Source organism: Granulicella sp. 5B5 (assembly GCF_014083945.1).
Lineage (GTDB): Bacteria > Acidobacteriota > Terriglobia > Terriglobales > Acidobacteriaceae > Granulicella.
Map to the genome: position 1 here is coordinate 2,392,162 of NZ_CP046444.1, position 12,336 is coordinate 2,404,497.

Consider the following 12,336-nt stretch of genomic DNA (forward strand, 5'->3'; position numbering starts at 1 on the left):
TTCCCTGCGGGAATGACAAGCCAAAGAGACAAGCCAAAAGAGGCTGCTAGTGGCCGAGGTAGGTGCGGTAGCGGGTTTCGATGACGCCGGTGTTGCGGGCGAGCTGCAGCTTGGCGACGTTGTACTGGTAGAGCGACTGCACGAGCTGGGCCTGTGCGCTGGTGACGTCGGCTTCGGCGTCGACCACGGGAAGGCTGTCGTCGACACCGGCGCTGAAGCGGTCCTGCTCGTCGGAGAGCTCCTGCTTCGCGAGGTCGACGTTGCTCTGGGCGACTTTGACGAGCTCGTCGGCGGCGTGGACGTCGAGCATGGCGGAGCGGATCTGGGCGTCGATGGTGTCGCGGAGGCTGCGCTCCTGCTGCACAACGGCCATAAGCTGGGCTTCGGCGACCTCTTGCTGGCCGCGCTGGTTGGCCTCATTGAAGATGGGGAAGGTGAGGCTGCCTTCGGCGGTGAAGTCGCCGTGGTAGTTACCGTTGGTGATGCCGATGACGCCGTAGTTGCCGTTGAAGGCCAGGGCTGGCAGGCGCTGGTAGCGGACGGCGCGCGTGATGTGGTGGTCGAGCTTGTCCTGCTGGAGAAGGCTGAGGTAGTCCTTACGGTGCGCGTAGGCGGTCTGCTTCGCAGTGGCGAGGTCTTCGGCGGCGAGCTCCTGGAACGGAGCCTTGTCGGTGAGGTTGATCGCCTGCCCAGCGGGGATGCCGAGGACGCGAGCGAGCTGGATCTTGTCCTTGGCGAGGATGTTGATGGCGTTGAGATGGTCCTGCTGGCGCTGCTGGTAGTCGACCTGCGAGCGGAGAGTGTCGAGACGGACGCCGACGCCGGCGTTCTGGCGCGCGACGGCCTGCTCGTAGAGGGTCTTGGAGGACTGCTCCTGCGCGGTGGTGTTAGTGACGTTGGCCTCATCGCCGAGGACCTGCAGGTAGAGCGAGCCGACGGCGAGAACGACGTCACCGCGGTCGGTGAGGGTCTGCAGATCGACGACGTTGGTCTCGTTGGTGGTGCCGCGGTAGAGCTCGAAGTCGGTCATGTTGAATAAGACCTGGCTCATGGCGACGTTGGCCTGAGTGGTGTTGACCTTGACGACGGCGGGTGCCGTGTAACCCGGAGGAAGCAGGCCGGTGCTGGCGAACTGGCTGAAGAGCGAGGGTTTGAAGCCGAGTGCCGCGAGGTTGATCTCCTGCGCGTTGCTGCTGGCGTTCAGGCTGAGGTTCGGGATAAGCGCGTTGACGACGCTGAGTGTGAGGCCGCGCACGGAGGTCTGGTTGGCGCGGTCGTACTTGAGGCGGATGTTGCGGTCGAGGCCGAGCGAGATGGCGTCGTCGAGTGAGAGGTCAATGGGGTCATCCTTGGGCAACTCCATGGTCAAGCCGTTGCGAATGGTCTGCGTGGCGAAGGAGAGCTTGAAGCCGTTGCCGGCGGGGCGGCCGAGGGTCTCATCGAGCTGCGAGCGCTGCTCGGCAGATAGGTGCTCCGCGGTGAGCACGGCGCTGGGTGCGGAGGGCAGGTTCTGGTCGGCCTTGTGGCTGGGCTTTTGCGCGGCGCTGGTGGCCGTGCTCAGCAGCGCCGCAGCGGCTGCGAGGCCCAGCAGGTTCCATTTGGAAGTCATCTTCTTCACTGGCTCTTTAGTATTCCGTATCTTCACTGGCTCTATCGGGTTCCGGTCTCGTATCTGTGTCTTTAGATTGCCATGTGTGGTGCCGGGATGCGAAATGGTGCAATAAAAGGCAGTGAAGTTGGTTTGTTGCCTCAGATTCGGTGCGGTTATGGCTGGACGCCGAGATCCTGAGCGGCGTCGGCGAGGGTCTTGTCGGGGGAGGGCCGCCAGCCGGTCTTCACCTCGTCGGCGTTCTGGCTGATGCTCTTGAAGAGCAGGACGTGGCCGCCGATGTGGACGTGGTTCTCGGTGATCTCCCAGTGGCCGGGGGCGACGGGGCGGCGCTGGACGGAGAAGGTGCCGCCGGCGTTCATGCGGCCGAAGATGCCGAAGCCGAAGAGGACGTCATGAGTGAGGCGGCCGCGGAGGGACTGAATGCGGTCGCCGTCGCGGGCGATGACCATCTCGCCGGCCATGGCGGCGAGGACGCGGGCCTCCATGCTGGGCGGGGAGAAGCTGGGATCGGGCTCGTAGCGGAGCGTGGTGAGCTGCGGCGTCTGGCTGACGATGGTCCAGATGAAGGCTTCGGGGAGCATGTGGAGGAAGCGGGTGGCCTGGGCGTCGTCGTGTTCGCCGTCGCGGCGGGCCTTGGCCTGGGCGCTGGGGCTGTTGAGGAAGGTGCGGATGCGGTTGAGTTCCTGCTGCTCGGCTGAGGGCGAGAGTGGGTCGCCATTGAGGGCGATGAGGCGGCGGAGTTCGCCCTGCGGGGTTTCGATGGCGTTGTAGGTGGCGTGATGGCCGTGGGAGTCGTCCTCGTCGCGATACATCCAGTTGCTGTGGTCGTCGTGGCTGGCGGTGAGCTCGGAGTTGACGGCCTCGCGGACGATCTGGCGGGCGTCCTGCGCATGCAGAGGCAGGTTGAGCAGCGTGGCTGCCGCGAGGAGGATGAGGCTGGAGACGAAAGGGGAGATCGACCTAGGCCCGTGCATACAAATGGTTAGGATGCAGGCGTGAGGTGGGATCGTCGCTTGCCAGGGTTATTCGGGGATGATTTTGACGAAGATGCCGTCGGGGAGCGAAGCGCCGCCGAGGAGGTGGATCTGGCCGTCGCGGGTGAAGCCGCGGAGCATCTGGGCTGCGGGCCTAGCTGCTGCGGGGGCCTTTGTGGCGGGGGGTGACGCAGGTCTCTCCACTGCGCTGCGCTCCGGTCGAGATGACACTTCTGTGGTTGGGCGGACTACTGTTGGCTTTGGCTGGTTGCGGTCGGGTGGGCCTGCGGCGGGGCGGGCTTGATTTTGCGCTGGCGCGCGGCCGGTGCCGCGGTCCATGGCCTCGTTGGCGAGGCGGTCGGCGTCTTTGTTCTTGTGGCGGAGGGCGTGGGTGATCTCGAAGGCTTCGAGCTGGGCGATGCGGCGGCGGGCCTCCTCCCACAGGGGGCGGAGGTCGGGGGAGTTGACCTTGTAGCGGCCCTTGATCTGGTTGACCATGAGCTCGGAGTCGGAGACGACGCGGAGGCGGCGGTGGTTGTGCTGGAGGGCCCAGGCGAGGCAGCCGAGGAGGCCGGAGTACTCGGCGAAGTTGTTGGTGCGGTGGCCGAGGAACTCGGAGAGCTCGGCTAGCTTGTGACCGCTGGCGTCGGTGAAGACGGCGCCGAAGCCGGCGGGGCCGGGGTTGCCGCGGGCGCCGCCGTCGCAGTGGGCGGTGACCCAGCCTTCGGTGCTGGAGGTGGAGTCGTCGCGGAAGAGGCTGGCAGTCGGCATGAGGTCAGTTTAGCGGCTGGAGCTGTTGGTTCTGCGGTGGCGGGCGGGATACCCCCTCCCACCCTATGTAGCAGAGGGATCTAGTGGAATCAGCAACTTACGGGGTGATACCGGGGGTAAGTGACTGATTCTGTATATAGTTACGGGTATGATATGGGAAAGATTGGGGTTAGGGGCAGATTGTGCCGGGGGCCGGGGTTGCGGCTTTCAGTTGCCAGTTAACCAGTTGCCAGTGAGCCAGTTTTGTTTCCTGCTTCCAGTATAGAAGGTGGGTGGTGGAGAAAGTGTTTTTGGTTTTAGGGCGTAAGCGGTTTGGATTGCTGGGGTTGGAGTGGATGAGGGCCTCGGTAGGGGTTGACAGCGTGGAGGCATACGTTGGGCTGGAGCCCCTTTCTTTTCCTCACAGCATTATGAGACCCGAGCCTGAAGGCTCGGGGTACCCCTGGAAGCTCGCCGAGCCTGAAGCTTGGGTTAGCTGGAAGCTCGGGGTGTCTGAAGTCTGGGTTTCCTCCAGCGGAAAAAAGGGTGTTTGAGCTGTGAGCCATGGGCTGTGAGCTATGAGCCAGAAGCCATGAGTGGTGAGCTTTGGGCCATGAGGGGAAGGTGGTTGCTCACCTTCGTAACCGGGGCTTCGTCTATGGGAGTGTAGTTACCCTGACTCCGGAGTCAGAAAACAAATGAGCAGCAGCGACGCGATCGCGTTAGTGCGTGATGGGGCCCCCGACTCGATTCATGTGGGTAGGAGACGTCCCAGTCCCTTTGCTTTGGGCCTTCTGGAGACCGAAGGCGCGGGGTTGGCAGTAAAATCGACTGCAGTGATGCCACGCACCGCTGCACAGACCGGGATACGCGGAAAGCTGACGGCCGATCAGGTCGAGGCACGGCAGCAGCAGCGCGCCGAAGACGATGACCTGATTCGCGCAGCGCAGGCCGGGGAGCGGATGGCGTTCGATGCGCTGGTTCGGCGGTACGACCGCAGTGTGCTGCGGCTGGCGCTGCACATGCTGGGCAATGAGCAGGACGCCCAGGATGTGCACCAGGAGGCGTTCATCAAGGCGTATCGCCACCTGTCGAACTTCCGGTTCGAGTGCTCGTTTTATACGTGGCTGTACCGGATTGTGACGAACCTTTGTCTCGATCAGCTGCGGCGGCGGAAGAGCCGCAGGGAAGACCCGGCGACGGTGCTGGATGGCTCCGGCGAAGAGCTGGACCTGATGGCGAGCGTGCAGGACGAACGCGCGATGGCCAACCCGGCGCGGGAGCTGGAGCGGAAGAACATGGGCATTGCGATCCAGAGTGCGCTGGACGAGCTGACGCCGCGGGAGCGCATGGTGTTTGAACTGAAGCACTACCAGGGACTGAAGTTGAGAACGATCGGCGAGATGCTATCGACGACAGAGGAGACAGCTAAAAACACGTTATTCCGGGCGACGCGGAAGCTGCGGGCACGGTTGGCGGAAGTTCGATGAAGCAGGGAGTAGCAAGAGCGTGAAACGGAACTTTACAGGTCGGGATTTCGGCTCGCGGCTCGGTTGAAGGGGAGAGCGGCCACAGAGCCGCCTGTCCGGTTACACAGGGAAATGCTTTCGAGGCTGGTTTTGAGGTACGCATATGAAGTGTGAGAACGCGCAACAGAATATTCTTCTCGCGCAGTATGGCGAGCTACCGGACGAGTTGCACTTTGCTTTAGAACAGCACCTGAACCTTTGCGAGGAGTGCCGCCGCGAGTGGAACGCGATGCTGGCCCTGCAGGAGGAGCTGGCGGCTGTACCGATGGTGGAGCCTTCGCCGAACCTGCTGGCGTCCTCGCGGATGCGGCTGGACGAGGCGCTGGATATGATGCCGGAGCGCAGTGTGGGGCAGCGCTTCTGGGGCAATGCGTTTCGCTGGCTGGGCTTTATGCAGGGAGCGCCGGCGTTGACGACGTTGCTGGTGGGTGTGGGTTTCCTGGGCGGCAACTTTGTGGCGCGATACCAGGCGGCGCGTGAGCCGAAGCTGCCGTCGCCGATGATTCTTTCAAGCCCGAACGGCGGGACGATTGCCAGCGTAAGCGGCATTGTGCAGACGCCGAACAGCGATGTGGTGCAGGTGAAGTACAACCGCGTGGTGCCGGAGATGGTGCAGGGGTCGCTGGATGACCCGCAGATTCGGCAGTTGCTGATGCTGGGTACGCAGCTGGCGGAGAACAACGAAGTGCACGCGACGAGCGTGAGCCTGATGGCGGATGCGTGCCGCACGACGCACAACTGCGTGGACGGCGCGGACGGCGCGAGCGAGTTGAGGACGGCGCTGTTGACGGAGCTTCGTTACGACAAGAGTTCGGCGGTGCGGCTGAAGGCGCTGAATGGGCTGCAGCCTTATGTGGGCGAGGACGAGCAGGTCCGCGATGCGGTGCTGGATGCGCTGATGCGGGACAAGAGCGCGGATGTGCGGTCGCAGGCGGTGTCGATGTTGCAGCCGGTGGAGGGAGATTCGAGCGTGCGGCAGGTGTTGCGCACGGTGTCGTCGCAGGATGCGAACCCGGCGATTCGGAACGCATCGTTCCAGGTGCTGCAGGGCGCAGCCGATATCGAGTAGGCGCAGGACGTGCTGGTGGTGATGAGGCGCAGAGTCGAGATCGGAACAGGATTGCTGGGGTTGCTGCTGGTGTGTGGGCCGGCGGTGGCGGCGAAGGGCCATGCGAATGGTTCTGGGCATGGGCGCGCGGCGCGGGGGCCGGCGGCGCATCCGCCGGGGTACCTGGGTGTGGGGTTCCATGATGCGAGCGGACATGGGGTAGAGGTGCTGCTGGTGGACCATGATGGGCCGGCAGGCAAGGCAGGGCTGCGGCCGCATGACATCCTGGTGAGCTTGAATGGGACGGCGATTGCGAATGCGGATGCCTTGAGCAAGATGATCCATGAGACCGCGCCGGGCGTGGGTGTGACGCTTGTGGTGCTGCGCGATGGGCAGACGATGAAGGTGTCGGTGACGATTGCCGATCGCATGGTGGTGGAGCGGACGGTGCGCGCGCGGGTGGCGCAGGACACGGCGCTGGAGGAGGCCGATCCTCCGGTGGAGGATTTTTCGGCAGGCGATCCTCCTGAGCCTGCTGCGCCGACGGGCAAGGCGGCGAACAACCGGAGCTTTATTGGGACGGTGCTGCACCTGGCTCCGTTTACGGGGCTGGCGCTGCAGACGATGGAGCCGCAGCTGGCGGAGTTCTTTGGGGACTCGCAGGGGTTTGGTTTGCTGGTGCAGCGGGTGGCGCCGGACTCGCCTGCGGCGTTTTGCGGGCTGCGGGCAGGGGATGTGCTGCTGCGGGCGAACTCGGTGCCGCTGAAGAAGGCGAGCGACTGGGAAAAGCGGCTGAAGGCGGCGCAGGGACAGAGCATGGCGCTGAGCGTGCTGCGAGACCACCATGAGATTACGGTGTCGCTGACGCCGGAGGCGCGGCACCACTCGATGGTGGAGTGGCCGCAGATGTTTGAGTGGCAGTGAGTAGAGAGTAGACAGTAGTGAGTAGTGAGAAGCGCAAACGCACTTACCACTACTCACTTATCACTACTGTCTTGTTACTTGACGGCGGTGGCGGGCTTGCCTTCCTGCACGTAGTTCTTGTTCCAGGCGGGGATTTCTACGACGTAGGTGCCTGGCTTTTCAATGACGCACTGGCAGCCGAGGCGGCTGTTGAGCTGCAGGCCGGGGGCCATGTCGAGGCGGTCGAGCTCGAGGTCTTCGGCCTCGGAGACGCCTTCGGCACCCTTCTTGAGGAAGATGTGGCAGGTGGTGCAGGCCGCGACACCGCCACAGGCGTGGTCGAGGAAGATGCCGTAGTTTTCGGCGACGTCGAGGAAGCTGTTGGGCAGGCCGTGGCCGTCGTAGGGCATGGTGTCGTGGACGAATTCGACGGTCTTGTTTTCGGGCTCGAAGGTCACGCGAACGATGTTGTCGGCGGGTGGCTTGGAGAGGTCGACTTCGGGGAGCGAGTTGGGATCGGGTACGGACATGTCAGTGTTCATTTTAGCGCGCGGGCGATGATCGCCGCCGAAGATAAGAGAGGCCGTAACGTTACAGGGCATACATTTGTCATACCGTTGTAAGGAATGGAGAAAGGGCTATGCGCGCGCCGCGATGGATTGTTGTGCTGGGAGTTGTGTTTGTACTGGGAGTGGCGATGCAGGCGGTGAGGCCGTCGCTGGGCAAGCCTGCGGGGTCTCAGGCGGAGATTGCCGCTCCACCGGAGGTGCGGGCGATTTTGCAGCGGCGGTGTTATGCGTGCCATAGCGATGCTCCGCAGCTGGCGTGGTTTGACCAGGTGGAGCCTGCATATTGGATGGTGGCGAAGGACGTGCGCGAGGCTCGGGCGCATTTGAACTTTTCTGAACTGGGAACGAAGCCTGTGGCGGCGCAGCGTGCGGAGCTGTTTGAAGCCGTGAATATGATTCAACTGGGGGCGATGCCGCTGCCGCAGTATCTGGCGGTGCATCGCGAGGCGGGTGTGACGCCGGAGGAGCTGGCGGTGCTGAAGACGTGGCTCGCGCCGTTTGCTCCTGTGGCCGCGAGTGCCGCTGCGCCGGTGAGTGTGCCGAGTTTCGGTGAGCGAAAGGGGGCGGCTTCGTTATCGCTGAATGGGGTGCCTTATTTTCCTGACTATCGCGACTGGAAGGTGATCAGCACGACGGACCGTGGCGACAACCATACGATGCGGATCATTACGGGGAATGATGTGGCGATTCGTGCGGCGGAGCAGCGGAAGATTAGTCCGTGGCCGGATGGGAGCGTGTTTGCGAAGATTACGATGGCGTCCTCGGATGATGGGCAGGGGCATGTGTCCGCGGGCAAGTTTGTTCAGGTGGAGTTCATGGTGAAGGATGCGCAGAAGTATGCCGCGACGCAGGGTTGGGGGTATGCGCGGTACAAGGGCGACGCGCTGAAGCCGTATGGTGCGGACGCGCACTTTGATCGCGAGTGTACGGGGTGCCATGCGCCGATGCGGGACAACGATTTTGTGTACTCGATGCCGATTGCGCGGGAGGTGGGACGATGAAGCTGCGCGTCATGGCGGTGATGATTTGTTTGGTGATGGTGGCGGGGTGTCAGAAGAAGCAGACGGCGGCGAGCGATCTGTATAACGATGCGGCGATGGTGGATGTGGGACTGCCGTATCCGGTGATGCAGTGGAAGCCGCTGACGACGATGGTGGATCGTGGTGCGGGGACGACGTCGACTTTGTTTGGGAATGATGCTGCGGTGGCTGCGGCGCGTGCGGGGCAGAGCTATCCAGCGGGTGCGGTGCTGGGGCTGGTGATGTGGCGGCAGAAGGATGATCCGCACTGGTTTGGGGCGAGGATTCCTGATGGGCCGTTGCAGGTGGAGTTTGTGGAGTTTGGTGCGAGTGGAATGAGGTATCGCGAGTTTGCGGGGAGTCCGATGGTGGAGCAGGCAGGGGCGCAGGACCGCGGGGCGGTGATTGCTGCGATGAAGGCTGCGGCGCTGCCGTAGGCGCTTTCTACAATCACGAAGCAGATTTTGATTTGGGTATCCGGGCGGAGTGGATAAGATCGTCACATTATGACGACCGATCGATTTGCTGCTGTCGTGACTGGATTCCTGGCGGCGTGTGCGGTGTCGATGCCTGCGCTGGCGCAGCGTGATGGCGTGATTCGACGCCTGGATGGGACGGTGTTGTCGCGAGCGCAGGCTGAGGAGATTGCCGCGACGGAGTTGAAGGCGGACGGAGTGACGGGCGCGGAGATAGCGATCCTGAACCACGGACGGCTCGTCTGGTCATATGGATTTGGGCTGCGGGACGTGGCGAAGAACCTGCCGATGACTCCGGACACGAACACCTGGGCGGCCTCGATTACCAAGGCGGTGTTTGCTACGTGGGTGATGCAGCTGGTGGAGCAGCACGAGTTGAACCTGGATGAGCCGGTGGCGAAGATCCTGACGCGGCCGTTGAATGAGGTTGAGCACTACAGGGTGACGGGGTCGGAGGTGGTGAAAGACCCGCGGTGGCAGGCGGTGACGCCGCGCATGATGTTGTCGCACACGTCGGGATTTGCGAACTTCAGCGGAATGGAGCCGGATGGGAAGATCCATATCCACTTCACGCCGGGCACGCGCTTTGCGTACTCGGGCGAGGGGCTGAACGTGCTGCAGTTTGCGCTGGAAGACCGGATGCACCTGCAGATTGCGGATGCGATGGCGAAGGACATCTTCAGGCCGTTGGGGATGAGGCAGACGGGCATGGTGTGGCAGCCGTCGTTCGAGGAGAACTCTGCGTTGCGGTATGACGCGAAGGGGAAGCCGATTGGGCCGACGCATCGCAACGACGCCAAGGCTGCGGGTTCAATGGTGACGAGTGCCAATGACCTGGCGCTGTTTCTGGAGGCGCTGCTGGCGAAGAAGATTCTGCGGGCTTCGACGGAGCAGCAGATGTTTACGAAACAGATTGCGATCCATGCGACGCACGAGTTTCCGCCGTTCGAGGCTTCCAGCGGAAACGATGGCGAAGCGGAGGGGCTTGGTTACGGGCTGGGATGGGGCTTGCTGGAACGGACGAAGTATGGGTCCGCGTTCTTCAAGGAAGGGCACGGAGACGGCGCTGAGAATTATGTGATCTGCTTTCCTCGCAGCGGGTCGTGCATGATTTTGTTGACCAATAGCGATAATGGGGAGCTGGCGTTCCGGCCTCTGCTGGAGAAGTTGATGGGCGACACGGTTACGCCGTGGGTATGGGAGGGGTACACGCGCGACCAGGTGCTGCACAACGAAGAGCACGCGAAGTGATGAGGATGGACGCGGGTTAGTCTTCGGTAGAGTCGCCGGGGGTGTCGGTTGAGTCTTCGAACTCGGCCTTTTTGAAGGCGTGGGGGGCGGTGGGGGCTGCGCCTTTGGCGGCGATGTCGTCGCTGGCGGAAGCCATGGTCTTGCCGCCGAGGGCGCCGGTGACGGCGGAGTCCATCATGATCTCGGCGAAGCGGCGGGTGGCTTTGTCGAGCTGGTCGATGCCTTTGCGGATGACCTTGTAGTCGCCGCCTTTGATGGAGTTCTGGAGCTCGAGGACGGCGGCTTCGATGTTGGCGTGCTCGTCGAAGGTGAGCTGCTGCCAGGCCTGCGATGACTTGCCTTTGGCGACGGCGTCGAGAATGGTGTGGGCTTCGTTGGTGGCCTCGATGACCTGGCGGGCGGTGATGTCGGCCTCGGCGTAGTCGAAGGAGTCGAGGATCATGGTTTCGACCTGCTCGTCCGTCAATCCATAGGTAGGTTTGACTTCGACCTGGGCAGCCTGGCCGCTGCGCTGCTCGCGCGCGGAGACGTGGAGAATGCCATTGGCGTCGATGAGGAACTTGACCTCTACGCGGGCCATGCCGGCGGCCATGGGTGGGATGCCTTTGAGGTCGAAGCGGGCGAGGGAGCGGCAGTCTTTGGCGAGCTCGCGTTCGCCTTGCAGGACGTGGATGGCGACGGCGGTTTGGCCTTCGACGGCGGTGGTGTAGTGTTCGGTGGCGGAGGCGGGGATGGTGGAGTTGCGCTGGATGACCTTGCTCATGACGCCGCCGTAGGCTTCGATGCCGAGCGAGAGTGGGGTGACGTCGAGGAGGAGGAGGTCGTTGGTCGCGGTGTTTTCGGTGCCTGAGAGGATTTGGGCTTGAACGGCTGCACCGAGGGCTACGACCTCGTCGGGGTTGAGCTCGGTGTGGAGCTTTTTGTTGCGGGATTCGAGGTCGAAGAGTTTGGTGACGAGAGCGCGGACCGCGGGGATGCGGGTGGAGCCGCCGACCATGACGACTTCGTCGATCTGGGCGGGGGTGAGTTGCGCGTCTTTGAGGGCTTGGCGGACGGGTTGCGCGGTGCGTTCGATGACGGCGGCGATGAGGCCTTCGAACTGGGTGCGGCTGATCTCGCGGGCGTAGAGTTTTTCTGGTGCGCCGGAGTCGGCGGGTAGGGTGAGTTGCAGGCGCGCGTTGTCGGTGGAGCTGAGGGCGATCTTGGCTTCGATGACGGTCTTGCGGAGTTGCTGGATGACTTCGGGGTTTGTGGATACGTCGGTGCCCAGATCGCCTTTGATGTCGTCGAGGGCGATGGCGGTGAGGAGATTGTCGATGTCGTCGCCGCCGAGGTGGGTGTCGCCCCCGGTGGCTATGACTTCGAAGATGCCTTCGTGGAGCTTGAGGATGGAGATGTCGAAGGTGCCGCCGCCGAAGTCGTAGACTGCGATGATGCCGTCTTTGTTTTTGTCCAAACCATAAGCCAATGCGGCGGCGGTGGGTTCGTTGACGAGGCGGAGGACTTCGAGGCCGGCAATTCTTCCGGCGTCTTTCGTGGCTTGCCGCTGCGCGTCGTTGAAGTAGGCAGGGACGGTGATAACGGCCTTAGTGACTTCGGCGCCGAAGAAGCGCTCGGCGTTGCGCTTGAGCTGGAGGAGGATGTAGGCGGAGATCTCCGGCGGGGTGAGGGTGAGGCCGCCTACGTTAAGCTTGAGGACTTCGCCGGGTTGGAGGCCGGGGGCGAGATGGAAGGGGAAGAGCTTGAGCTCGGGCTCGACGTCGGCGAGGTCGCGGCCCATGAGGCGCTTGACGGAGTAGACGGCGTTGGCGGCGTTGGAGAGCAGGACGTTGCGCGCGGCGTTGCCGACTGAAAATCCATTAGCCGTTTCCTGGTCGAAGGCGACGACGGAGGGGACGATGGGGCTGCCGTCTTCGCCGGGGATGACGGCGGGAGTGTCGCCCTGCATATAGGCGATGAGCGAGTTGGTGGTGCCTAAGTCGATGCCGACGACGGGTGCTACTGCCAAAGGAAGCCTCTTTCATGGGCGCGGTCCGCTGCGGCTGTGCCCATCTACTATTTTCGCCTATTTGAGGGATGCGTGAGGCGGGGTTTGGGGTTCTTGGCGAGGAAGAATTGGCGCTTGCTGCGGGAGACGCAGGTCTCTCCGCTGCGTCCGCAAAAAGCGCGGACTTCGGTCGAGATGACACTTCTGTGGAGGGATGG

General features: G+C 63.1%; 11 protein-coding genes. 6 read left to right on the forward strand and 5 right to left on the reverse strand.

The features are described from left to right. Nucleotides 1-46 precede the first annotated feature (46 nt). From GOB94_RS10030 to GOB94_RS10040, 3 genes are all read right to left on the reverse strand, one after another. The gene (locus GOB94_RS10030; RefSeq protein ID WP_182275789.1) at nt 47-1,609 is read right to left on the reverse strand and encodes a TolC family protein; all 1,563 of its coding nucleotides are present in this window, start codon (nt 1,607-1,609) and stop codon (nt 47-49) included. Nucleotides 1,610-1,764: 155 nt separating this feature from the next. Continuing rightward, nucleotides 1,765-2,586, reverse strand: a complete 822-nt coding sequence (locus GOB94_RS10035; RefSeq protein ID WP_182275790.1) for a hypothetical protein — start codon at nt 2,584-2,586, stop codon at nt 1,765-1,767. Between the two features lie 48 nt (nt 2,587-2,634). Next, a complete protein-coding gene (locus GOB94_RS10040; protein ID WP_182275791.1) occupies nt 2,635-3,357 on the reverse strand; it encodes a ribonuclease HI family protein in 723 nt (240 codons plus the stop codon). 818 nt (nt 3,358-4,175) lie between these two features. Here GOB94_RS10040 and GOB94_RS10045 point away from each other — a divergent pair. The 3 genes from GOB94_RS10045 to GOB94_RS10055 all read left to right on the forward strand — a co-directional run bounded on the left by GOB94_RS10045 (nt 4,176) and on the right by GOB94_RS10055 (nt 6,837). After that, the gene (locus GOB94_RS10045) at nt 4,176-4,826 is read left to right on the forward strand and encodes a sigma-70 family RNA polymerase sigma factor (protein WP_182275792.1); all 651 of its coding nucleotides are present in this window, start codon (nt 4,176-4,178) and stop codon (nt 4,824-4,826) included. A 142-nt stretch (nt 4,827-4,968) separates the two neighbouring features. After that, entirely contained in the window at nt 4,969-5,934 is a 966-nt protein-coding gene (locus GOB94_RS10050) for a HEAT repeat domain-containing protein (RefSeq protein ID WP_182275793.1), read from the forward strand. Between the two features lie 21 nt (nt 5,935-5,955). Next, the gene (locus tag GOB94_RS10055; protein ID WP_182275794.1) at nt 5,956-6,837 is read left to right on the forward strand and encodes a PDZ domain-containing protein; all 882 of its coding nucleotides are present in this window, start codon (nt 5,956-5,958) and stop codon (nt 6,835-6,837) included. A gap of 74 nt (nt 6,838-6,911) precedes the next feature. On the opposite strand, the gene GOB94_RS10060 is transcribed toward GOB94_RS10055, so the two are convergent. Continuing rightward, entirely contained in the window at nt 6,912-7,346 is a 435-nt protein-coding gene (locus GOB94_RS10060; protein WP_182275795.1) for a 2Fe-2S iron-sulfur cluster-binding protein, read from the reverse strand. Between the two features lie 110 nt (nt 7,347-7,456). On the opposite strand from GOB94_RS10060, the gene GOB94_RS10065 reads away from it, so the two are divergent. From GOB94_RS10065 to GOB94_RS10075, 3 genes are all read left to right on the forward strand, one after another. Next, the gene (locus tag GOB94_RS10065) at nt 7,457-8,386 is read left to right on the forward strand and encodes a cytochrome P460 family protein (protein ID WP_182275796.1); all 930 of its coding nucleotides are present in this window, start codon (nt 7,457-7,459) and stop codon (nt 8,384-8,386) included. Further along, nucleotides 8,383-8,841 (forward strand): cytochrome P460 family protein, encoded by a 459-nt coding sequence (locus tag GOB94_RS10070; RefSeq protein WP_182275797.1) that lies wholly within the window; start codon nt 8,383-8,385, stop codon nt 8,839-8,841. Before GOB94_RS10065 ends, GOB94_RS10070 begins: the two co-directional genes overlap by 4 nt. Before the next feature lie 69 nt (nt 8,842-8,910). Then, nucleotides 8,911-10,131, forward strand: coding sequence for a serine hydrolase domain-containing protein (locus GOB94_RS10075; protein ID WP_182275798.1), 1,221 nt, complete (start codon nt 8,911-8,913; stop codon nt 10,129-10,131). Between the two features lie 16 nt (nt 10,132-10,147). On the opposite strand, the gene hscA is transcribed toward GOB94_RS10075, so the two are convergent. Beyond that, complete coding sequence (hscA, locus tag GOB94_RS10080) at nt 10,148-12,079, reverse strand: Fe-S protein assembly chaperone HscA (protein ID WP_255484412.1); 1,932 nt, start codon at nt 12,077-12,079, stop codon at nt 10,148-10,150. Nucleotides 12,080-12,336: the final 257 nt, after the last annotated feature.

Bases quoted from the DNA above. Each gene is read 5' to 3' on its own strand.
- GOB94_RS10035 (WP_182275790.1), bottom strand. From the start codon at position 2,586: ATGCACGGGCCTAGGTCGATCTCCCCTTTCGTCTCCAGCCTCATCCTC.
- GOB94_RS10045 (WP_182275792.1), top strand. From the start codon at position 4,176: ATGCCACGCACCGCTGCACAGACCGGGATACGCGGAAAGCTGACGGCC.
- GOB94_RS10065 (WP_182275796.1), top strand. From the start codon at position 7,457: ATGCGCGCGCCGCGATGGATTGTTGTGCTGGGAGTTGTGTTTGTACTG.
- GOB94_RS10040 (WP_182275791.1), bottom strand. From the start codon at position 3,357: ATGCCGACTGCCAGCCTCTTCCGCGACGACTCCACCTCCAGCACCGAA.
- GOB94_RS10050 (WP_182275793.1), top strand. From the start codon at position 4,969: ATGAAGTGTGAGAACGCGCAACAGAATATTCTTCTCGCGCAGTATGGC.
- GOB94_RS10030 (WP_182275789.1), bottom strand. From the start codon at position 1,609: ATGACTTCCAAATGGAACCTGCTGGGCCTCGCAGCCGCTGCGGCGCTG.
- GOB94_RS10055 (WP_182275794.1), top strand. From the start codon at position 5,956: ATGAGGCGCAGAGTCGAGATCGGAACAGGATTGCTGGGGTTGCTGCTG.
- hscA (WP_255484412.1), bottom strand. From the start codon at position 12,079: ATGCAGGGCGACACTCCCGCCGTCATCCCCGGCGAAGACGGCAGCCCC.
- GOB94_RS10060 (WP_182275795.1), bottom strand. From the start codon at position 7,346: ATGTCCGTACCCGATCCCAACTCGCTCCCCGAAGTCGACCTCTCCAAG.
- GOB94_RS10075 (WP_182275798.1), top strand. From the start codon at position 8,911: ATGACGACCGATCGATTTGCTGCTGTCGTGACTGGATTCCTGGCGGCG.
- GOB94_RS10070 (WP_182275797.1), top strand. From the start codon at position 8,383: ATGAAGCTGCGCGTCATGGCGGTGATGATTTGTTTGGTGATGGTGGCG.